The organism is Klebsiella sp. OBRC7, from assembly GCF_000293135.1.
Lineage (GTDB): Bacteria > Pseudomonadota > Gammaproteobacteria > Enterobacterales > Enterobacteriaceae > Klebsiella > Klebsiella michiganensis.
The window spans coordinates 1-20,912 of sequence record NZ_ALNJ01000097.1 but is presented as its reverse complement, the minus strand read 5'-3'; the positions used below and the strand labels follow the sequence as shown (position 1 = coordinate 20,912).

The following is a 20,912-nucleotide window of genomic DNA, read 5'->3' as shown; positions in this document are numbered from 1 at the left end:
GGTCCATGATACTGTCCGGTTTATCACATGAGAAAGAACGGCGGTCCGGTGCAAAGGATCTACGGAACAGGCGCGAAAGCCTAAGCCCGGACACGGCATCCGGACCGCCATCAGAGAGAACTGGCCGGTTCTTTCTGATGGAGTAATCATACAAGTCCGGACAAGTCGCGTCAGGCGCCGCCTCCGGGAAATATGCCGGGGCTGATAATTCGCCACCGCTTCCCGGCTTGCGCTGCGCTTAGCCGGGCTACGGGTTCATCGGCGTCCGTCATTTTGTAGCCGGGTAAGACGCCTTAAACCGGCTGCTGGTGTTGATGAAAGCGCGACGCCAGCGGCAGCCAGCACAGCAGAATCAGCAATCCCATCAGCATCATCAGCAGGCCGAGGCTGCCCTGACCGGTTTGCGGCATCATCGCCGACAGCCACGCCAGCACGCCGGAACCGATATTCTGCAGCCCGCCCACCAGCGCCCCGGCGGTGCCGGCGAGGAACGGGAAGGGCTCCATCGCGCCGCTGGTCGCCAGCGGGAACAGCATCCCCGCGCCAAAAAAGAACAGCGCGGCGGGAACCAGCAGGGTCCAGACGGTCATCACGCCCAGCAGGCCAGGGATCCACATCAGCACGCCCGCCAGCAGGCAGCAAATCACCGACTGCCACATCAGCGTCGGGAAGCGTTTGTTCGGCCGGCCGGCAAACCAGGCGCCAAAGAACGCCGCCGGGATCGGCAGAATAAACAGAATGCTGACCGACATACTGCTCAGACCCAGCACCGCCCCCATCAACACGCCGGAACACGCTTCGAATACGGCAATGCCCGCCAGGCCACCGATCAGCATCAGCAGATAGCAGTTGAACGCGCCGGTACCGAACAGCGTTTTATAGTTGGTGATGAGCCGGGTACGCGGCGCGCCGGTGGGCCGGGTTTCCGGCATCCAGCGCGCCATGCTGAAGGTGACGCCGGCGCAAAGTACCAGCAGAAATACGAAGCAGGCCCGCCAGTTCCATAAGGTATCGAGAATGCCGCCAATCAGCGGTGCCAGCAGCGGGCTAACCAGAATCCCCATATTCAGCAGGCTATTGGCGTGCCTGAGCTGCGCCCCTTCATACAGATCGCGCGGCAGGGTTCGCGCCATCACGCCGCCGACGCCGGTACCCATCCCCTGCATTGCGCTGGCGGCAATCAGCACCGGCAGGCTATGGGTGGTAATGGCAACCAGCGTCGCCAGCATAAAAATGGACATTCCCACCAGGATCACCGGGCGGCGGCCAACGCGATCGGAGAGCGGGCCGTAGAAAAGCTGCGAGACGCCGTAGGTCAGCAGATAAGCGGCCATCACGCTCTGCACCGCGCCTTCGCGAACGTTGAGCGATATCGCCATATCGGCAATCGCCGGAATATAAATGGTCTGCGCCATCTGGCCTACGGCCACCAGCAGCACCAGCATCAACAACAAATTGAAGTTCTTATGCCGTTTCATGTCGATGAATACTTTGTATAAAGTTGAAGATGAAGAATATGTGACTGGCACACCCGCTAAACGATGGAGGAATCTACCACATAAAAATGACAGAACAACCCTGTAAGGGGGGATTGTCGGGGATGTTCAGGCAGGTTTTGTAAACGAAAGTCGGCAACTAATGTTGCCATGTGTGGATTAAGACAGCCGCAGCAGAATCGCCCCGGCGGCAATGCCGCAGGCGGCGGCGATGCGCAATGGGACTACCTTCTCTTTCAACAGGATAAACGCGATAACCGCGCCAAAAAGAATCGAGGTTTCGCGCAGGGCGGCCACCACCGCCAGCGGCGCCTGGGTCATTGCCCACAGCGCCAGACCATAGGAGCCCATGGTACCGACGCCGCCGACCATGCCTTTCTTCCAGTGCTGGCGCAGATAGCGGCTGGCCTGCGGGCGTCGGGCAATCATCGCCCAGCCCAGCAGACAGAAGCCGTTCATAAAAAAGGTCCATAGGGTATAGCCCAGCGCGGTTTCTGAAAGCCGCACACCGGTTCCGTCAACCAGCGTGTAGCCCGCAATGAAGCAGGCGTTGGTCAGCGCCAGTACGATACCCTGGCTCGAACTGGCGCGCCCGTTAAAGGCCATCGCCAGAATCGCCAGGCAGATAACGCCGATGCCCAGCCACGCCAGCGGGGAGAGTGTGTCGCCAAGAAAGGCGACGCTGATTATCGCCACCAGTAGCGGGGCGGTCCCGCGCATCAGCGGATAGGTCTGGCTCATATCCGAGACCTGATAGGTTTTTGCCACCAGCACCGTATACACCACCTGTAGCGCGCAGGAGACGGCAAGAAACGGCACGCTGGCGAGCGTGGGTTGGGGGGCAAAAGGGAGCAGAACCAGGGCGATGAGCGAGGCAGAGCCGCTAACGCCTACCGCCGCGTACATTTTATCGCCGCTGGCTTTAACGATAGCGTTCCAGCTGGCGTGAAGCAGGGCGGCGAACAGCAAAATACAGAATACGGTAATGGTCATTGCGGCCTGGCGCTGGGGAATAAATCGTCAACGGACTGTAACATGCGCACTCTTCAGCAGCCAGCGGCGGCTAGAGCGAACAGAACAGACGATGGGTGACCCGGGGTTCATCATATATCGGGCGAAATCCCAGATTTTCATAAAACGACCAGGCCGTTGACGGCGCATGGGTGTTGAGAAAATCAAAGCTGCTGCCGGAGTGGGTGATAACCGAGACCAGCAGCTGATGCCCGATCCCCTGCCGACGATGGCGCTCGGCGATATACAAATGGCGGATGCGACCGGCCCGCGGCTCCTGGCTAAAAGGGTCGATGTTAAGCCCGCACACGCCGACCAGCTGCCCGTGCGCAAAAGCCCCCAGCAGCTTTTCTCCCGGCGCGTTAAAACGGTTTTCCCCGTTCTGCCAGTTCTCCGCCAGGCGACGCAGCATGTTCAGGTTTTGCGCCAGGCTTTCGGCGCGGAGTGCCGAAAAACCGGGTTCGTCAGGGGTGATAGCGGCGATCAACAACGGTGCCATAATTTTTCTCCGTCAGGTTAGCCTGTAGAGGGGCGGTTTCCCGCCCCTCTCAGGTGCGACTTGAACCTGAATCAGCGGAACTGCTTCAGGACTGCATCAAGTAGTTGCAACACGGCAACCATGAGTTTCAGGATCAGAACAACGATATCCACTCCGCCCATACGCGTCTCCTCTGGTTCAGGAGCACAACCGGCTGGCGTACCTTTCCGCCGCCTGTTGCCAGCCAGGGTATACCCGTCATATTCAGGCGCCACCTGCCGGTGGCGGACTCAATAATTCGGGGTATTTGTTGACGTAACACAGTGTGCTCTTCTGGGGTTAAGGCGCTGACGGCACCACCCGTTTCAGCCAGGACTTTTTTGCGCCGGTAAAAGTGCGGCCCCAGATTCCCCCTGCGTACCCCCTCAGTATAGAATGAATACTGTATATATGAACAGTATTTTTTGGACAAATTTGTATACGCGATCCATACTCTACATCAGCAAAAACCATCGTGAAAATTGCGCCTTCTTCCCCGATCGCGTATACTTTTTTCGTTGACGTAATACAGTGTGCTTGCGGCTACCAACCGTAAAAACACCGAACAGAAAACCTCGCCGCGGCGGGGTTTTTTGTTTTTATCCCGCTGCAAATTAATGTGATCTTCCGCGCAGTTTCTCCTGGTTGAAAATAAATCCATTGTGAAATGACAAAAGCTGTGTTTGTATAAATTCATTCCCTTTTTTGAGACAACAGGTCCCTCATGAACGCTGCCACGTTGACTTCGACCCTACTACTAACCGCGCCTGCCGCGGTGGTCGTCGTGTCTGTGGTGGTCGTCGTCGGCAACGCGCCGTAGGGTCCGGAACAACACGAATTCCAAACCCCGCCGGCGCAAACCGAGCGGGGTTTTTCGTTTCATGCCCCCCGGTAGGTCGGCCCAGAATAAAAGGACTGGAGCATGGCAAGTTCGGGCACAACATCACAAAAAATGCGCTTCACCGGCGCACAGTTAGTCGTTCATTTACTGGAGCGTCAGGGGATCACCACGGTCAGCGGCATTCCGGGCGGCTCCATCCTTCCCATTTACGATGCGTTAAGCCAAAGCACGCAGATCCGCCATATTCTGGCGCGTCACGAGCAGGGCGCGGGGTTTATCGCCCAGGGCATGGCGCGCACAGAGGGCAAACCGGCGGTGTGTATGGCCTGTAGCGGCCCGGGAGCCACTAACCTGATCACCGCTATCGCCGACGCCCGTCTGGATTCGATTCCGCTGGTGTGCATTACCGGCCAGGTTCCGGCCTCAATGATCGGCACCGACGCTTTCCAGGAAGTCGACACCTACGGTATCTCTATCCCCATCACGAAACATAACTATCTGGTACGCAACATTGCTGAGCTGCCGCAGGTGATAAGCGACGCGTTTCGCATCGCGCAGTCCGGGCGACCAGGGCCGGTGTGGATAGATATTCCTAAGGATGTTCAGGCCGCGACCATTGAGCTTGACGCCCTGCCGGAACCCGGCGCCCGTACGGCGCCTCCGACGTTCGATAGCGCCAGCGTGCGTGAAGCGGCGGCGATGATTAACGCCGCGCAGCGTCCGGTGCTCTATCTGGGCGGTGGGGTGATCAACGCGCCTGAGCCCATTCGCCAGCTGGCGGAAAAAGCCAACCTGCCAACCACCCAGACCCTGATGGCGCTGGGGATGCTGCCGAAAGCGCATCCGCTGTCGCTGGGCATGCTGGGGATGCACGGCGCGCGCAGCACCAATTTTATTTTGCAAGAGGCTGATTTATTGGTTGTTTTAGGCGCGCGTTTTGATGACCGGGCGATTGGTAAAACCGAGCAGTTCTGCCCGAACGCGAAAATTATCCACGTTGATATCGACCGCTCTGAGCTGGGTAAAATCAAACAGCCGCACGTGGCGATTCAGGGCGATGTTGGCGAAGTGCTGGCGCAGCTGATCCCGCAGGTCGAGGCGCAGCCGCGCAGCGAATGGCTGCAGCTGGTGGCCGATCTGCAGCGGGAGTTCCCCTGCACCATTCCGCAGGAGCAAGACCCGCTTACCCACTATGGCCTGATTAACGCCGTTGCCGCCTGCGTTGACGATGAGGCAATCGTGACCACCGACGTCGGCCAGCACCAGATGTGGGTCGCGCAGGCGTATCCGCTCAACCGTCCGCGCCAGTGGCTGACCTCCGGCGGCCTCGGCACCATGGGCTTTGGTCTGCCTGCCGCGGTAGGCGCGGCGCTGGCTAACCCGCAGCGCAAGGTTATCTGTTTCTCCGGTGACGGCAGTCTGATGATGAACATTCAGGAAATGGCTACCGCGGCGGAAAATCAGCTGGACGTAAAAATCATCCTGATGAATAACGAAGCGCTGGGGCTGGTTCACCAGCAGCAGAGCCTGTTCTATAAGCAGGGCGTGTTCGCCGCGACCTATCCTGGCATGGTCAACTTTATGCAGATCGCCGCCGGTTTTGGTCTGCAAACCTGTGATTTAAATAACGAAGCCGATCCGCAGGCGGCGCTGCAGGCGATTATCGACCGCCCGGGTCCGGCGCTGATCCACGTGCGTATCGATGCCGAAGAAAAAGTGTATCCGATGGTACCGCCGGGTGCGGCCAATACTGAAATGGTGGGGGAATAAGCCATGCAACAAGCGACTCATGAAAACGTTATTCTACAGCTCACCGTGCGCAACCACCCTGGCGTGATGACCCACGTTTGCGGCCTGTTTGCCCGCCGCGCATTTAACGTGGAAGGCATTCTTTGTCTGCCGATCCCGGACAGCAACCAGAGCCGCATCTGGCTACTGGTCAACGACGATCAGCGCCTCGGGCAGATGATTAGCCAGATCGAAAAGCTGGAAGACGTTGAGAAGGTGGTGCGTAATCAGTCCGATCCCTCCATGTTCAGCAAAATCGCGGTGTTCTTCGAATAATCGCTCGCGGCTTGAACCGCTGCGCGCTTATCGTTAAGGTAAGCGCGTTTTTTATCCTCCCCAGGAATCGCCATGACCACAATCGCCCTTATTGACGATCATCTTATCGTCCGCTCCGGCTTTGCCCAGCTGCTGGGGCTGGAAGCCGATTTTCAGGTCGTCGCCGAATTTGGTTCCGGGCGCGAAGCGCTGGCGGGGCTGCCCGGCCGCGGCGTGCAGGTCTGTATCTGCGATATCTCGATGCCGGATATCTCCGGGCTTGAGCTGTTAAGCCAGCTGCCGAAAGGGATGGCGATCGTCATGCTGTCGGTGCACGACAGCCCGGCGCTGGTGGAGCAGGCGCTGAACGCCGGCGCGCGCGGCTTTCTCTCCAAGCGCTGCAGCCCGGATGAGCTGATCGCCGCCGTCCGCACCGTGGCGGCCGGCGGCTGCTACCTGACGCCGGATATCGCCATGAAGCTGGCGGCCGGGCGACGGGACCCGCTCACCAAACGCGAACGCGAGGTGGCGGAAAAGCTGGCGCAGGGGATGGCGGTAAAAGAGATTGCCGCCGAGCTGGGCCTGTCGCCAAAAACCGTGCACGTTCATCGCGCCAATCTGCTGGAAAAGCTGGGCGTCAGCAACGACGTCGAGCTGGCGCGCCGCATGTTCGATAGCTGGCAATGAACGCCTTTCTCTCCCGGCTGCTCTCGGTTATCGGCAGTTGCTTTATCTTTTCCGCAGCGTGGTTTTGCCTGTGGAGCATCAGCCTGCACCTGGTGGAGCGCCCCGACCTGGCGGTGCTGCTTTTCCCCTTTGGCCTGCGTCTTGGCCTGATGCTGCAGTGTCCGCGCGGCTACTGGCCGGTTCTGCTGGGCGCTGAGTGGCTGCTGATCTTCTGGCTGGCGCAGGAAGTGGCGCTGGCGCACCCGATAATATTGATGACCGGAAGCCTGTTGACCCTGCTGCCGGTGGCGCTGATCTCACGCTATCGCCAGCAGCGTGACTGGCTCACCCTGCTGCGCCAGGGAGGGGCGCTGATCGCCGCAGCGCTGTTGCAGTCGCTGCCGTGGCTGCCGGAAGGCAAGGAGGGGCTGAACGCGCTGCTGCTGACCCTGACCGGCGGCCTGACGCTGGCGCCTACCTGCCTGGTTATCTGGCACTATCTTACCAGTACCGTCTGGCGGCCGCTGGGGCCATCGCTGGTCTCGCAGCCGGTAAACTGGCGCGGGCGGCATCTTATCTGGTATCTGCTGCTGTTCAGCGTCAGCCTCTGGCTCCAGCTGGGGCTGCCCGCCGAGCTCTCGCGATTTACGCCCTTCTGCCTGGCGCTGCCTATTATCGCCCTGGCCTGGCACTACGGCTGGCAGGGCGCGCTGATCGCGACCCTGATGAACGCCATCGCGCTGATTGCCAGCCAGAGCTGGCACGATCATCCGGTGGATTTGCTGCTTTCGCTGCTGGCGCAAAGCCTGACGGGCCTGCTGCTGGGCGCCGGCATTCAGCGGCTGCGCGAGCTGAATCAGTCGCTGCAAAACGAGCTGGTGCGTAACCAGCGGCTGGCGGAACGCCTGCTGGAAACTGAAGAGAGCGTGAGCCGCGAGGTGGCCCGCGAGCTGCACGATGATATCGGCCAGACGATCACCGCCATCCGTACTCAGGCGGGGATCGTCCAGCGTCTGGCGCCCAACAGCGCCAGCGTCAGGCAGAGCGGCCAGCTGATTGAGCAGCTTTCGCTCGGCGTCTATGATTCGGTGCGCCGCCTGTTGGGCCGCCTGCGCCCGCGCCAGCTGGACGACCTGACGCTTGAACAGGCGGTGCGTTCGCTGATGCGTGAAATGGAGCTGGAGGACCGCGGTATGGTCAGCCATCTGGCGTGGCGTATTGATGAGTCGCTGCTGAGCGAAAACCAGCGCGTCACCCTGTTCCGCGTCTGCCAGGAAGGGCTGAATAATATCGTCAAACACGCCAGCGCCAGCGCCGTCACGCTGCAGGGCTGGCAGCAGGAGCAGCGGCTGATGCTGGTGCTGGAGGACGACGGCTGCGGCCTGCCGCCGGGCTCCGGTCAGCAGGGCTTCGGCCTGACCGGCATGCGCGAGCGCGTCAGCGCGCTGGGCGGCACCTTAACCATCTCCTGCACCCACGGCACCCGCGTTTGCGTCAGCCTGCCGCTGCGCTACGCCTGAGGAGCGACGATGTTTGCCTTTTTGAAATCCCCGCCCGATGCTTCGCCGATTACCGACAAACCGGCGCTGGACGCGCGCTACCGCTACTGGCGTCGGCATATTCTGCTAACCATCTGGCTGGGCTATGCGCTGTTTTATTTTACGCGTAAAAGCTTTAACGCCGCCGTACCGGAAATCCTTGCCAGCAACGTACTGACGCGCAGCGATATCGGCCTGCTGGCAACGCTGTTCTACATCACCTACGGGCTGTCGAAATTTTTCTCCGGTATCGTCAGCGACCGCTCTAACGCCCGCTATTTTATGGGCATCGGCCTGGTCGCTACCGGCGTGGTGAATATTCTGTTTGGCTTTTCCACTTCACTGTGGGCCTTCGCGCTGCTGTGGGCGCTGAACGCCTTCTTCCAGGGCTGGGGCTCGCCGGTGTGCGCCCGTCTGCTGACGACCTGGTATTCGCGCACCGAACGCGGCGGCTGGTGGGCGCTGTGGAATACGGCGCATAACGTCGGCGGGGCGCTGATCCCGATGGTGGTTGGCGCGGCGGCGCTGCACTACGGCTGGCGAACGGGGATGATGATTGCCGGCATGCTGGCGATCATCGCCGGACTGTTTCTCTGCTGGCGGCTGCGCGACCGGCCGCAGGCGGTAGGGCTACCCGCCGTGGGCGACTGGCGGCACGATGAGCTGGAGATTGCCCAGCAGCAGGAAGGGGCTGGCCTGACCCGTAAAGAGATCCTCACCAAATACGTGCTGCTGAATCCCTATATCTGGCTGCTCTCGCTGTGCTACGTGCTGGTGTACGTGGTGCGCGCGGCGATTAACGACTGGGGCAACCTGTATATGTCGGAAACGCTCGGCGTCGATCTGGTCACGGCGAATTCGGCGGTCACCATGTTCGAAGTGGGCGGCTTTATCGGCGCGCTGGTGGCGGGCTGGGGCTCGGATAAACTGTTTAACGGCAACCGCGGGCCGATGAACCTGATTTTCGCCGCCGGTATTTTGCTGTCGGTGGGCGGCCTCTGGCTGATGCCGTTCGCCAGCTACGTGATGCAGGCGGCCTGCTTCTTCACGACCGGCTTTTTCGTTTTTGGCCCACAGATGCTGATCGGCATGGCGGCGGCGGAGTGCTCGCACAAAGAGGCGGCGGGGGCGGCAACCGGCTTTGTTGGCCTGTTTGCCTATCTTGGCGCATCGCTCTCCGGCTGGCCGCTGGCACAGGTGATGGAAATCTGGCACTGGAGCGGCTTTTTCGTGGTTATCGCTATTGCCGCCGGCATTTCCGCCCTTCTGCTGCTGCCGTTTTTAAACGCCCAGGCGCCGCGAGAAGCGTGACCCACTTCACCTTTCTTCGCCGAATGGCGTAAAACTAAGAAATTTTCCCGGTTTCGCCTGGACGCTGTCTCAGGCGAGTCTCCCGGCTGATTTTTACAATGCCTGCCATTCGCAGGTACTAAATCAGCTCAGGAGTTACCCAATCATGCTGGCCTTCTTAAACCAGGTGCGTAAGCCTACCCTGGACCTGCCGCTCGAAGCGCGGCGCAAAATGTGGTTCAAACCGTTCATGCAGTCGTATCTGGTGGTTTTCATCGGCTATCTGACCATGTACCTGATTCGCAAAAACTTTAACATCGCGCAGAACGACATGATCTCCACCTACGGGCTGAGCATGACGCAGCTGGGGATGATCGGTCTCGGATTCTCTATCACCTACGGCGTCGGTAAAACGCTGGTTTCTTACTACGCAGACGGTAAGAACACCAAGCAGTTTCTGCCGTTTATGCTGATCCTTTCGGCCATCTGTATGCTTGGCTTCAGCGCCAGCATGGGCGCGGGGTCGACCAGCCTGTTCCTGATGATCGCCTTCTACGCCCTGAGCGGCTTTTTCCAGAGCACCGGCGGCTCATGCAGCTATTCGACTATTACCAAATGGACGCCTCGCCGTAAACGCGGCACCTTCCTCGGCTTCTGGAATATTTCTCACAACCTCGGCGGCGCCGGCGCGGCGGGCGTAGCGCTGTTTGGCGCCAACTACCTGTTCGACGGCCACGTGATCGGGATGTTTATCTTCCCGTCGATTATCGCGCTGATCGTCGGTTTTATCGGCCTGCGCTTCGGCAGCGACTCCCCGGAATCCTACGGTCTCGGTAACGCCGAAGAGCTGTTTGGCGAAGAGATCAGCGAAGAGGATAAAGAGACGGAAGAGAACGCCATGACCAAATGGCAGATCTTCGTCGAGTACGTACTGAAGAACAAAGTCATCTGGCTGCTGTGCTTCTCCAACATCTTCCTGTACGTGGTGCGCATCGGTATCGACCAGTGGTCCACCGTTTACGCTTTCCAGGAGCTGAAGCTCTCCAAAGAGGTGGCGATTCAGGGCTTTACCCTGTTTGAAGTGGGCGCGCTGGTCGGCACGCTGCTGTGGGGCTGGCTGTCGGATCTGGCAAACGGTCGTCGCGCGCTGGTGGCCTGCATTGCGCTGGCGCTGATTATCGCCACCCTGGGGGTTTATCAGCACGCCAGTAACCAGTACGTTTATCTCGCCTCGCTGTTTGCGCTGGGCTTCCTGGTGTTTGGCCCCCAGCTGCTGATCGGCGTTGCCGCGGTAGGTTTCGTGCCGAAAAAGGCGATTGGCGCTGCCGACGGGATCAAGGGCACCTTCGCCTATCTGATCGGCGACAGCTTCGCCAAGCTGGGCCTCGGGATGATTGCCGACGGTACGCCGATTTTCGGCCTCACCGGCTGGGCGGGCACCTTTGCGGCGCTGGATGCGGCGGCGATTGGCTGCATCTGCCTGATGGCCATCGTCGCGGTGTTTGAGGAACGTAAAATCCGCCGTCAGAAAAAGACGCAAACGTTGCAGACTGCCTGAGTCATTGGATGTGAGTCACGTTGCCCGGCCCCTGCGCCGGGCTTTTTTATGCCTCTTGCCGGGCGGTTTGATGATAGCGATACGGGGCCGCGATAAGTCACATTCTGGTACGTCCGGCAGTCGACAGCGGGCAATTTCCCATTATGATAGTGGGGCTGCGATTGAATGAGAGGATGCATGATCTGGTTAGGACTGGCCACGCTGATAGTGGTATTTGTTGTGGGATTTCGGGTGCTTACCTCTGATTCACGCCGTGCGATTCGCCGTCTGAGCGAACGGTTAGGCATTACGCCGGTACCGCTGGAATCGATGATCGATCAGCTGGGAAAAACCGCCGGTAACGAGTATCTGCGCTACCTGGAGCGGCCTAATGAAGCGCATTTGCAAAATGCCGCGCAGGTGCTGCTGATCTGGCAGGTCGCTATCGTCGACGGCAGCGAGCAGAACCTGCACTACTGGTATCGGTTGATGAAAAAGTCCCGCCTCGCGGCGCCGATTACCGAAGCGCAAATCCGCCTGGCACAAGGTTTTCTTCGCGAGCTGGAGCCGGAAGTGAGCGACCTGCACGCTTTGCAGGAGCGCTATAACGCGCTGTTTTTACCGGAGGATGGCGTCCACTGGCTGCACTGATATCACTTCCCGGTGCACTGTTGGCTTCGTTAAACGTCAAGCCGACGAGGCCACCGGTGCAAAGGTCATCGCAACAAAGCCATCATGCCAGTACCTCTAACCCATGTTTTTGCACGATGGTGAGTAATTTCAGTGCCAGCCCACCTGGGCGTTTTGCCCCGCTTTCCCATTTTTGGACCGTGGAAACGCTGGTGTTCAGATAGCGGGCAAAAACCGGCTGACTGACGTTGAGTTGGTCACGTAGAGCCTTAATTTCACCAGGTTGGAAATCGCTTACGCGGCTGATGCATGTTTCATCAAAGCTGCGCATTGTCTCCTGCGCGATCGCATCAACACTGTATAAACCTGCTGCAGCGCTATGGATAGCTTCAAAGGCGGGGCTTTTGAATTTAGTTTTTGCAGTCATGACAAATCTCCACCAATTCTTTTCTCTTAACCAATGCCGCCATTTTCTCCTCGCTGAGAAGGGAATAATGCCTGGCTAACTCACGGAACGCCGCGAGTTCTCGGTTATCGATATTGGCGATATCCTGTTTGGCGTATAAAAATGTGTAAAACCAATGCTCAGCGCCCTTTGCCAGAATAATTGCGCGATCGCGATTTTTATTGAGGCGTTTTTTGTAAACACCGCCACCAAGGTTATCTGCTTTTCCCTGGAGAATGGCTTCAATCGCTTTGCAGAGTTCGCCATCACCAATCGCATGGGCCCGGGCTTCCCTGGTAAACCATTTCGTTTTAAAAACACGCATTGGCTGACATCCTGTAACCATAAATATAGCACCAAGTGCTATGTTATTTCTTCCTCTTACTGTTCTGAAATACCTAAAAACGTGATTTTCCGGTTATGCGAGCAGCTACGCAGGTGCTTTGCAAGGCCTGAAAAGTTGTCAAAACGTTAAATTCGTCACATTTAAAATGTTACACTGCGCGGCTTCCCCGTATTTAACCATGCAGGTAACTTATGACTCCTTCGAATGCCTCTGCGCCACAGGCTCATCAGGCGGCGCGACCCAACTGGTCGGCGGTTTTTGCGGTGGCCTTCTGCGTGGCCTGCCTGATTACCGTTGAGTTCCTGCCGGTAAGCCTGCTCACGCCGATGGCGCAGGATTTAGGCATCTCCGAAGGGGTTGCCGGACAGTCGGTCACCACCACGGCGTTCGTGGCGATGTTTGCCAGCCTGTTTATCACCTCGATCATCCGCAGTACCGATCGCCGCTACGTGGTGATTCTGTTTTCGGTTCTGCTGACCCTTTCCTGCCTGCTGGTCTCTTTTGCTAACAGCTTTGCGTTATTGCTGCTCGGCCGCGCCTGCCTCGGGCTGGCGCTGGGCGGCTTTTGGGCGATGTCGGCGTCGCTCACCATGCGGCTGGTGCCGATGCGCGTGGTGCCCAAAGCCCTGTCGGTTATTTTTGGCGCGGTATCGATAGCGCTGGTGATCGCCGCGCCGCTGGGCAGCTTCCTCGGTGGGATTATCGGCTGGCGTAACGTCTTTAACGCCGCCGCGGTGATGGGGGTGGTCTGTACGATTTGGGTGCTGAAGGCGCTGCCGTCTCTGCCGGGCGAGTCGACTTCGGCGCAGCAAAATATGTTCGGCCTGCTAAAGCGCCCCGGCGTGATGGCCGGGATGTGCGCCATTTTTATGGCCTTCGCCGGCCAGTTCGCCTTCTTTACCTATATTCGCCCGGTGTATATGACGCTGGCGGGCTTTGACGTTGACGGCCTGACGCTGGTGCTGTTGAGCTTTGGCATCGCCAGCTTCGTCGGCACCTCGCTCTCTTCGATGCTGCTCAAAAGATCGGTGAAAGCGGCGCTGGCGGTTGCCCCGGTGGTGCTGGCCATCAGCGCGGCGGTACTGGTACTGTGGGGGGAGAGTAAAATCGTGGCGTCGACGGTTGCCGTTATCTGGGGCTTTGCCTTCGCGTTGATACCGGTTGGCTGGTCAACGTGGATCACCCGCTCCCTGTCCGATCAGGCGGAGAAAGCCGGGTCGATTCAGGTGGCGGTGATCCAGCTGGCCAACACCTGCGGCGCCGCGGTTGGCGGCGTGGCGCTGGATCACCTTGGTCTGCTCTCGCCGCTGGTCCTCTCCGGTACGTTGATGCTGCTGACCGGCCTGCTGGTGGCGACGAAAGTACGAGTGTAATGGGGCCGCAGTCAGGCGAATCGTCAATAAAACTACGGGCGTTCGCCCTGTGCCAGACGACGGTTGATGTCGGCAATCACGCCCGGCAAATCCGCCAGCGTATCCACCACATAGTGCGCCCCGGCGGCGTAAAGCTTCCCGGCGGCGTGCTCGCGGCGGGCGGCGATCTCTTCGGCGCTCATCTGCTGATATTCCTCCCAGCTGGCGCCGAATTCGTTACCGGAAACCGCCATACCCACGCTCCACATCCCGGCGTTTAATCCTTCGGTAATGCCGGGAGCGGAATCATCAACCTTGACGCAGTGGGCTACCGAGTCGATGCCGAGGACAATGACGTTCTGTAACGCCATCCACGGGCCTGGCCGTCCCCCGACGGCGAGATCGTCCGTCGCCACCCAGTGGTCTGGCGCATAGCCCTGCGCGGCGGCGGCCGGCGCCAGCTTTTCCATCACCGGACGCGGATAGCCGGAACAGGAGCCAATTTTTATGCCTTCGGCGCGCAGCGCGGCAATGGTGTCGACAACCCCGGCGATCGGCGCAGAAAAATCGACAACTTTGGCAATCTGCAGCGGCATAAAAGCAGCATAGATCGCGTCGATATCGGCAGCGTTCATCGCCCGGCCAAACTTCGCCTGCCAGCGGGCGTCCACGGCGGGCAGTTTCCCCAGCGCTTCAATATGCTGCCATTTGCCGAGACCCATCGGCACCCTGGCTTCTTCGAGCGTAATCTCCACGGCAAAAGCCTGACGGAAGGCCTCAACGAAAATCTGCGTCGGCGCGAAGGAGCCAAAGTCGACGGTGGTGCCTGCCCAATCAAGAATAACGGCGTTAATACGGTTCATGACGGTTCCTTAGCATTGCCAGTACATGGCGTTTTTGATGGCCGCCAGCAGGGCGGTGATGTCGGCGTCGTACACTTCGCCGATGTTGCCGATACGGAAGCAGTCGCTTTGCGACACCTTGCCCGGGTAGATCACGAAACCCTGCTCTTTAAGCCGCTGATAGAAATCCTTAAAGCGATACTGCGGCGCATCCGGGGAGTAAAACGCGGTGATGATCGGCGAGTGCAGGCTATCGTCGAGCAGCGGCTGAAAGCCTAGCGCACGCATTCCCGCCACCAGACGGCGCTGGTTCGTGCTGTAACGCTGATGACGTGCGCGCACGCCGCCTTCCTCCGCCAGCTCCTTCAGCGCCTGGGCAAAGGCCAGCACGGTATGGGTCGGTGAGGTGAAGCGCCACTTGCCGTGGTTATCCTCCATGCAGCGCCACTGGGCGTACAGATCCAGCGACAGCGAGCGCGAGCGGCCTGCGCAAGCTGCCAGCTGCGCTTCCCGGGCAATGACGAAGGCAAAGCCCGGCACCCCCTGTATGCATTTGTTGGCGGAGCTGATCAGATAGTCAATGTTCAGCGCGGCGACGTCCATGGGAATGCCGCCGAAGCTGCTCATGGCATCGACGATGTAGCGTTTGTCGTACCGTTTTGCCAGCGCGGCGACCTCTTCGATCGGGTTGAGCATGCCGGTCGTAGTTTCGCTATGCACCATGGCGATATGGGTGATCGCCGGGTCGGTTTGCAGGATCCGTTCGATCGCCGCCGCGTCCGGTCGCGCCACTTCACCGCAGTCGTAGGGATGGTGCGCAATGCACATCAGTTTCGCCATCTCGATCATGCGCGCGCCGTAGGCGCCGTTGCTGATAATCAGTACTTTCCCCTGCGCGCCGATCGCGCTACCGAGCACCGCTTCAACCGCGTAGCTGCCGCTGCCTTGCAGCAGTACTGAGGTGTAGCCGTTAGCGGGCGTCGCCAGTTCCACCAGCCGTTGGCGAATAACCTGAACGACGCCGAGATTGTAGTCGTCGTCCCAGGTACAGCTATCGAACAGCATCGCCTCTTTTACCGTACGGGAAGTGGTTAGCGGTCCGGGCGTCAGCAGCAGATAATTACGCGAAGTCATTGTTTTCACCATTTGGTCTATACCAGATGTTTTTTATAATGACGATCGTGCCCCGAAAAGGTCAAAGGGAAAGTAGCGCTGCAACAAAAAATTCATCTGGTTATGTATAATGAGCGCATCAAATTTGGCCGCGAGCGAACATGAAATCACCCTCTGGCGAGACGCCACAGTATCTGCTGATCAAGGCGCAGCTTCAGGCGCGTATTCAAAACGGCGCGTTGAAGAGCGGCGATAAGCTGCCGTCCGAGCGCGAGCTGTGCGCGCTGTTCAACACCACGCGTATTACGGTGCGTGAGAGCCTGGCGCAGCTTGAGTCCAGCGGCGTGATTTATCGCGCCGACCGCCGCGGCTGGTTTGTTACGCCGGAGCGCTTGTGGTTGGATCCGACGCAGAATACCAACTTCCACAAGCTGTGCCTGGAACAGGGGCGGGAGCCGAAAACGGTACTGCTCGACGGGCGTCTGGCCGCCGTTCCGCTGGACGTTATGGCGCCGCTGGCGCTGCAGCCGTTCGACCAGATCTACCTGCTCACCCGACTGCGCCATGCTGACGGGCGGGCAATCTGCTACTGTGAAAATCACTGCCTGCCCGCCAGGGTTCCGGAGCTGCTTCGGCATGATTTAAACGGCAGCCTGACCGAAATTTATCAGACCCACTATGACCTGATATATACCAGTATGCATCTGTCGTTCTGGCCCACCTCAATGCCGCCCCAGGCCGCGGAAGCCCTGGGGGTGATGGAAGGGCGCCCGGCGCTGCTCTTGCGCCGCCTCAACTACGATCAGCACGGGCGAATTCTCGATTACGATATCGAGTACTGGCGTCACGACAGCCTGCGTATTGAAGTCGATACCCATTGATTTTATGGGTCCTGTCCGAGCATTTTCCCCGGGTTGCGGCTGGCGCCTTACCCGGGCTACGGGTTTACCGCCGTCTGCGGACGGGTAGCCCGGACAGGCGCATCAAGCGCCGCCTCCGGGAGAGGGTCTTCTGCGCCGGCGTCATCCTTTCGCCACACTTCATTCATCGTTTTGTCATAAACCCCCGGTAGCGTGAAAAACAATCTGGTCTACACCAGAATGATTACCTACCCGATGAGGCATATACGATGAAACTCTCCCGACTTGCCCTGCTGTCCCTGTTCGCGCTGACCGGCTCTCCGGTCTGGGCAGATGGCATCGTCACGGTTTACTCCGCTGACGGCCTGCACGATGGTGATAACAGCTGGTACCAGCACCAGTTCGCCGCTTTCACCAAAGCAACGGGCATCAAGGTGCAGTACGTGGAAGGCGGTTCCGGGGCGATTGTTGAACGCCTGGCAAAAGAGCGCACCAACCCTCAGGCCGATGTGCTGGTGACGGTGCCGCCGTTTATCCAGCGTGCCGCGAAAGAACAGCTGTTGGTCGAATTTCAGCCGCAGGACAGCGCCCGGATCCCGGGCGTACACGACCGCTACTCGCCGCTGGTGAATAACTATCTGACCTTTATCTATAACAGTAAGCTGCTGAAAACCGCGCCGGCCAGCTGGCAGGATCTGCTCGATAGCCGCTTCAGGAACAAGCTGCAGTACTCGACGCCGGGGCAGGCGGGTGACGGTACGGCGGTCATGCTACAGGCGTTTCACAGCATGGGGAGCAAAGAGGCGGGATTCGATTATCTCGGTAAGCTCCAGGCCAATAACGTTGGTCCGTCTGCTTCCACCGGTAAGTTGACCGCGCTGGTCAATAAAGGCGAGCTGTACATCGCTAACGGCGATCTGCAAATGAACCTGTCGCAGATGGCGCGTAACCCGAATGTGCAAATCTTCTGGCCAGCGGACGCGCAAGGCGAACGCAGCGCGCTGGCGCTGCCCTATACCATCGGCCTGGTGCAGAACGGTCCGAACGGCGAAAACGGTAAAAAGCTGATTAACTTCCTGCTCGATAAATCCGCTCAGTCCAGCGTCAGCGCGCTCTCCTGGGGTCTGCCGGTGCGCAGCGACGTGACGCCGGAAGATGCTAACTTTAAAGCGGCGAAAGCGGCGCTTGACGGCGTGAAAAGCTGGGAACCCAACTGGGACGACGTTGCGGTTTCGCTGTCGGCGGATATTGCCCGCTGGCATAAAGTGACGGACAGCGAGTAAGCGTGATGTTAATGAAAACGACCGTTGCCCCCACCCCGTCACTGGCGGGGAAGTCAGGAATTACTCTCGACGCGCTGCGCGTTTCTTATCACGGCAACGTGGTGCTGAAGCCGCTGACATTAACCATTGAACCCGGTGAGGTGCTGGCGCTGATTGGCCCTTCGGGCTCCGGGAAAACCACGGTGCTGCGGGCGATAGCCGGTTTTGTGCAGCCTGCCGGTGGTCGAATTTTGCTTGGCGACACGGATATCACCCACCTGCCGCCGTATCAACGCGGCCTTGGTATGGTGGTTCAAAACTACGCCCTGTTTCCGCATATGAAGGTAGAAGATAACGTCGCCTTCGGCCTGCGGGCGCAGAAGCAGCCCAAAGCGCAGATCGCTGAACGGATTCAGGATGCCCTGAAAATCGTTGGCATGGCGGATTACGCCAGCCGCTATCCGCACCAGCTTTCCGGCGGCCAGCAGCAGCGCGTCGCAATTGCCCGCGCCATCGCCGTGCGTCCGCGGGTATTGCTGCTTGATGAGCCGCTCTCGGCGCTGGATGCGCAAATCCGTCACAACATGGTGGAGGAAATTGCCCGTCTGCACCGCGAACTGCCGGAGCTGACCATTCTCTACGTCACCCACGATCAGACCGAAGCCCTGACCCTGGCGGACAAGATTGGCATCATGAAAGACGGCTCGCTCATTGCCCACGGCGAAACCCATCAGCTTTACCACTATCCGCCTAATCGTTTTAGCGCTGAGTTTCTCGGACGTGCCAATATCCTGCAGGCGACAGCGCTGACAGATACCGCGGGACCTGGCCTGGTCAGCGTCAGCTGCGGCGGCGGATTGATCGCCGCGTTCAGCCGCGGCGGCCAGCATGGCAACAATAAGCTGCTGTGTATTCGCCCGCAGCATATGAGTCTCGCGCCGCGATCGGCCACCAGCAACCGGCTGAACGCCATCCTGACTTCCGTGCACTGGCAGGGCGATTTGACCCATCTGCTATGCGACGTGGCGGGGGAGGCTGTGCGTATCGTGATGACCCACGTGAATCCGCTGCCGCGTGCGGGCGACAGGCTGGCGCTCTATTTTGAACCCAACGATGCGGTCCTGATTGAGGTGTCATAATGTCGCAGATCTTAACGCTCCCGCGCCGCTCTGTTCATCTGCGGCCCTTACTGTGGCTGCTGCCGCCGCTGCTGGTGCTGGCGACCCTGTTTTTCTACCCGCTGCTGCTCATCGGCGAACAGGCGCTGCGCGATACCGAGGGCCACCTGGGCCTCGAAACCTTCTGGCAGGTGGTGGAGTCCCGGCGCTTTCTCAGCGCATTGCTCAATACCTTGCAAATCGCGGTTATCGCGACATCAGGCTGCCTGCTGCTCGGCAGCGTGCTGGCGCTGATTCTGGTGTTTATCCCGTTTCCCGGTAGCCAGCTGATTAGCCGGATAATTGATACCTTTATTGCGCTGCCGACCTTTCTCATCACCCTGGCTTTCACCTTTATTTACGGCTCCGCCGGTCTGCTGAACGGGACGCTGATGTCGCTGTTTGCTTTTGAACTGCCGCCGGTGGATTTTCTCTATTCAATTCAGGGGGTCATACTGGCGGAAATGACCGTCTTCACCCCTCTGGTGATGCGCCCGCTGATGGCCGGGCTGCGGCAGATTGATAAAAGCCAGCTTGAAGCGGCGAGCATCCTCGGCGCGCATCCGCTGCGCGTCATCGGCCAGGTGATTTTTCCGGCGGTGCTTCCGGCGCTAATGGCCGGCGGCAGCCTGTGTCTGCTGTTGACCACCAACGAGTTCGGCATCGTGCTGTTTATCGGCGCCAAAGGGGTAAATACTCTACCGATGATGGTCTACAGCAAGGCTATTCTCGAGTCGGACTACAGCGTCGCCTGCATGATTGCGCTGATTAATATTCTGCTGTCGCTGGGGCTGTTTATGCTCTATCGGCTGGCCGCCGCGCGTACCGGCGTGAGGAGCTAACGATGTTGATTTGGTCGCGTAAAGGCCGTACGGCGGCGGGAGCGCTGGCGGTAACGCTATTTGCCGGGTTTTTCTTCCTGCCGCTGGCGGTGATTTTGATGTCCAGCCTGAGCCAGCAGTGGAACGGCCTGCTGCCGTCCGGCTTTACCCTCGGACACTTTGTTAACGCGTTTCGCGGCGCCGCGTGGGATGCGCTCTTTTCCAGCCTGATAGTCGGATTTTGCGCCAGCCTGTTCGCTCTGCTGTGCGGCATGTGGGCTGCGCTGTCCTTACGGCAGTACGGTGCGAAGCTGCAAAAATACCTTGGGCTGATGTTCTATCTGCCAGGCGCCATCCCATCCGTTTCTGTGGGTCTTGGCATTCTGGTGGCCTTCAGCCAGGGACCGCTGCAGATGAACGGCACCTTTTGGATCGTTCTGGCGGCGCACTTCGTGCTGATTTCCGCGTTTACCTTCAGCAACGTTTCCACCGGTCTGGCGCGGATTTCCGCTGACATTGAAAACGTCGCCTCCAGCCTCGGGGCATCGCCGTGGTATCGCCTGCGCCACGTTACGCTGCCGCTGATGACGCCGTGGATGATTTCGGCACTGGCGTTAAGCCTGTCGCTGTCGATGGGGGAGCTGGGCGCGACGGTGATGATCTACCCGCCGGGCTGGACAACGCTGCCGGTGACGATTTTCAGCCTGACCGATCGCGGAAATATTGCCGATGGTTCGGCGCTGACCATCGTGCTGGTGGGCGTCACGCTGCTGCTGATGATTAAGCTTGAACGCATCGCCCGCCGGATGAGCCAGAGGTAATCTCCGGTTACTTTTGCAAACCACCTAAGCCAGCGGTAGCCCGGGTAAGGCGTTACGCCGCAACCCGGGGAATGCGCCGGGATGAATATATCGATGCGCCTTCTTCCCGGCTCGCGCTGCGCTTAGCCGGGCTACAGTGCGGTGGCCCGGATCGGGCTCTGACACCGCGACCCGGGGCGATTTCACTCTCTTAGAACCATGCCTCAAACATGCCGCCGACGTTCAGCGAATCCAGCTGCTCGTCTTTGGTGCCGTTCACCTTCGCGGTGCGTTTGTTATCCACCTGGCCGCCGGTCACGTAGAAGCGCAGCATCGGGCGGAACT

23 protein-coding genes are annotated in these 20,912 nt (G+C 59.3%); 14 read left to right on the top strand and 9 right to left on the bottom strand.

Annotated elements, in window-relative coordinates:
- Nucleotides 1-293: 293 nt before the first annotated feature.
- The 4 genes from emrD to tisB form a co-directional block, all read right to left on the bottom strand.
- Nucleotides 294-1,478, bottom strand: a complete 1,185-nt coding sequence (gene emrD, locus HMPREF1144_RS20565) for a multidrug efflux MFS transporter EmrD (RefSeq protein ID WP_004855651.1) — start codon at nucleotides 1,476-1,478, stop codon at nucleotides 294-296.
- 177 nt (nucleotides 1,479-1,655) lie between these two features.
- Nucleotides 1,656-2,489 carry a DMT family transporter gene (locus HMPREF1144_RS20560; protein WP_004855648.1) on the bottom strand — a complete coding sequence of 278 codons (834 nt, stop codon included), beginning with the start codon at nucleotides 2,487-2,489 and terminating at the stop codon, nucleotides 1,656-1,658.
- 70 nt (nucleotides 2,490-2,559) lie between these two features.
- Nucleotides 2,560-3,006 (bottom strand): GNAT family N-acetyltransferase, encoded by a 447-nt coding sequence (locus HMPREF1144_RS20555; protein WP_009653855.1) that lies wholly within the window; start codon nucleotides 3,004-3,006, stop codon nucleotides 2,560-2,562.
- 71 nt (nucleotides 3,007-3,077) lie between these two features.
- Nucleotides 3,078-3,167: a type I toxin-antitoxin system toxin TisB gene (gene tisB, locus HMPREF1144_RS31825; protein WP_004107126.1), complete on the bottom strand. Its 90-nt coding sequence runs from the start codon at nucleotides 3,165-3,167 to the stop codon at nucleotides 3,078-3,080.
- A gap of 581 nt (nucleotides 3,168-3,748) precedes the next feature.
- Between tisB and ivbL the strand changes: the two genes are divergently transcribed.
- From ivbL to HMPREF1144_RS20520, 8 genes are all read left to right on the top strand, one after another.
- Nucleotides 3,749-3,844 carry an ilvB operon leader peptide IvbL gene (ivbL, locus tag HMPREF1144_RS31820; RefSeq protein ID WP_004855642.1) on the top strand — a complete coding sequence of 32 codons (96 nt, stop codon included), beginning with the start codon at nucleotides 3,749-3,751 and terminating at the stop codon, nucleotides 3,842-3,844.
- A gap of 102 nt (nucleotides 3,845-3,946) precedes the next feature.
- On the top strand, nucleotides 3,947-5,635 hold the full coding sequence (ilvB, locus tag HMPREF1144_RS20550; protein ID WP_004855639.1) for an acetolactate synthase large subunit: 1,689 nt from the start codon (nucleotides 3,947-3,949) through the stop codon (nucleotides 5,633-5,635).
- 3 nt (nucleotides 5,636-5,638) lie between these two features.
- Nucleotides 5,639-5,929 (top strand): acetolactate synthase small subunit, encoded by a 291-nt coding sequence (gene ilvN / locus HMPREF1144_RS20545; RefSeq protein ID WP_004855635.1) that lies wholly within the window; start codon nucleotides 5,639-5,641, stop codon nucleotides 5,927-5,929.
- 72 nt (nucleotides 5,930-6,001) lie between these two features.
- Nucleotides 6,002-6,595: a transcriptional regulator UhpA gene (uhpA, locus tag HMPREF1144_RS20540; RefSeq protein ID WP_004107112.1), complete on the top strand. Its 594-nt coding sequence runs from the start codon at nucleotides 6,002-6,004 to the stop codon at nucleotides 6,593-6,595.
- Between the two features lie 17 nt (nucleotides 6,596-6,612).
- On the top strand, nucleotides 6,613-8,094 hold the full coding sequence (uhpB, locus tag HMPREF1144_RS20535) for a signal transduction histidine-protein kinase/phosphatase UhpB (RefSeq protein ID WP_198286853.1): 1,482 nt from the start codon (nucleotides 6,613-6,615) through the stop codon (nucleotides 8,092-8,094).
- Nucleotides 8,095-8,103: 9 nt separating this feature from the next.
- Nucleotides 8,104-9,423: an MFS transporter gene (locus HMPREF1144_RS20530; RefSeq protein WP_004855628.1), complete on the top strand. Its 1,320-nt coding sequence runs from the start codon at nucleotides 8,104-8,106 to the stop codon at nucleotides 9,421-9,423.
- Between the two features lie 145 nt (nucleotides 9,424-9,568).
- Nucleotides 9,569-10,960, top strand: a complete 1,392-nt coding sequence (gene uhpT, locus HMPREF1144_RS20525; RefSeq protein ID WP_004107098.1) for a hexose-6-phosphate:phosphate antiporter — start codon at nucleotides 9,569-9,571, stop codon at nucleotides 10,958-10,960.
- Between the two features lie 177 nt (nucleotides 10,961-11,137).
- Nucleotides 11,138-11,590: a DUF1198 domain-containing protein gene (locus tag HMPREF1144_RS20520; protein ID WP_009653860.1), complete on the top strand. Its 453-nt coding sequence runs from the start codon at nucleotides 11,138-11,140 to the stop codon at nucleotides 11,588-11,590.
- 82 nt (nucleotides 11,591-11,672) lie between these two features.
- On the opposite strand, the gene HMPREF1144_RS20515 is transcribed toward HMPREF1144_RS20520, so the two are convergent.
- Complete coding sequence (locus tag HMPREF1144_RS20515) at nucleotides 11,673-11,996, bottom strand: helix-turn-helix domain-containing protein (protein WP_004126838.1); 324 nt, start codon at nucleotides 11,994-11,996, stop codon at nucleotides 11,673-11,675.
- A complete protein-coding gene (locus HMPREF1144_RS20510) occupies nucleotides 11,980-12,339 on the bottom strand; it encodes a type II toxin-antitoxin system RelE/ParE family toxin (RefSeq protein WP_009653859.1) in 360 nt (119 codons plus the stop codon). Before HMPREF1144_RS20510 ends, HMPREF1144_RS20515 begins: the two co-directional genes overlap by 17 nt.
- Nucleotides 12,340-12,551: 212 nt before the next feature.
- Between HMPREF1144_RS20510 and nepI the strand changes: the two genes are divergently transcribed.
- Nucleotides 12,552-13,733: a purine ribonucleoside efflux pump NepI gene (gene nepI, locus HMPREF1144_RS20505; RefSeq protein ID WP_009653849.1), complete on the top strand. Its 1,182-nt coding sequence runs from the start codon at nucleotides 12,552-12,554 to the stop codon at nucleotides 13,731-13,733.
- Nucleotides 13,734-13,765: 32 nt separating this feature from the next.
- Here the strand turns inward: nepI and phnX are convergent, their stop codons facing one another.
- Nucleotides 13,766-14,575 carry a phosphonoacetaldehyde hydrolase gene (gene phnX, locus HMPREF1144_RS20500; RefSeq protein WP_009653857.1) on the bottom strand — a complete coding sequence of 270 codons (810 nt, stop codon included), beginning with the start codon at nucleotides 14,573-14,575 and terminating at the stop codon, nucleotides 13,766-13,768.
- A 9-nt stretch (nucleotides 14,576-14,584) separates the two neighbouring features.
- Nucleotides 14,585-15,688, bottom strand: a complete 1,104-nt coding sequence (gene phnW, locus HMPREF1144_RS20495) for a 2-aminoethylphosphonate--pyruvate transaminase (protein ID WP_042928153.1) — start codon at nucleotides 15,686-15,688, stop codon at nucleotides 14,585-14,587.
- Nucleotides 15,689-15,828: 140 nt separating this feature from the next.
- Here phnW and phnR point away from each other — a divergent pair, with 140 nt between their 5' ends.
- The 5 genes from phnR to phnV all read left to right on the top strand — a co-directional run bounded on the left by phnR (nucleotide 15,829) and on the right by phnV (nucleotide 20,588).
- Nucleotides 15,829-16,548 carry a phosphonate utilization transcriptional regulator PhnR gene (gene phnR, locus HMPREF1144_RS20490; protein ID WP_009653851.1) on the top strand — a complete coding sequence of 240 codons (720 nt, stop codon included), beginning with the start codon at nucleotides 15,829-15,831 and terminating at the stop codon, nucleotides 16,546-16,548.
- Nucleotides 16,549-16,796: 248 nt separating this feature from the next.
- On the top strand, nucleotides 16,797-17,810 hold the full coding sequence (phnS, locus tag HMPREF1144_RS20485) for a 2-aminoethylphosphonate ABC transporter substrate-binding protein (RefSeq protein WP_009653850.1): 1,014 nt from the start codon (nucleotides 16,797-16,799) through the stop codon (nucleotides 17,808-17,810).
- 5 nt (nucleotides 17,811-17,815) lie between these two features.
- On the top strand, nucleotides 17,816-18,928 hold the full coding sequence (phnT, locus tag HMPREF1144_RS20480) for a 2-aminoethylphosphonate ABC transport system ATP-binding subunit PhnT (protein ID WP_009653856.1): 1,113 nt from the start codon (nucleotides 17,816-17,818) through the stop codon (nucleotides 18,926-18,928).
- Complete coding sequence (phnU, locus tag HMPREF1144_RS20475; RefSeq protein WP_004855607.1) at nucleotides 18,928-19,788, top strand: 2-aminoethylphosphonate ABC transporter permease subunit; 861 nt, start codon at nucleotides 18,928-18,930, stop codon at nucleotides 19,786-19,788. Before phnT ends, phnU begins: the two co-directional genes overlap by 1 nt.
- Before the next feature lie 2 nt (nucleotides 19,789-19,790).
- Complete coding sequence (gene phnV, locus HMPREF1144_RS20470) at nucleotides 19,791-20,588, top strand: 2-aminoethylphosphonate ABC transport system, membrane component PhnV (RefSeq protein ID WP_009653847.1); 798 nt, start codon at nucleotides 19,791-19,793, stop codon at nucleotides 20,586-20,588.
- A gap of 190 nt (nucleotides 20,589-20,778) precedes the next feature.
- On the opposite strand, the gene HMPREF1144_RS32440 is transcribed toward phnV, so the two are convergent.
- Nucleotides 20,779-20,912 (bottom strand): carbohydrate porin (locus HMPREF1144_RS32440; protein ID WP_198286852.1); only part of this gene is annotated, 134 nt, incomplete at its 5' end.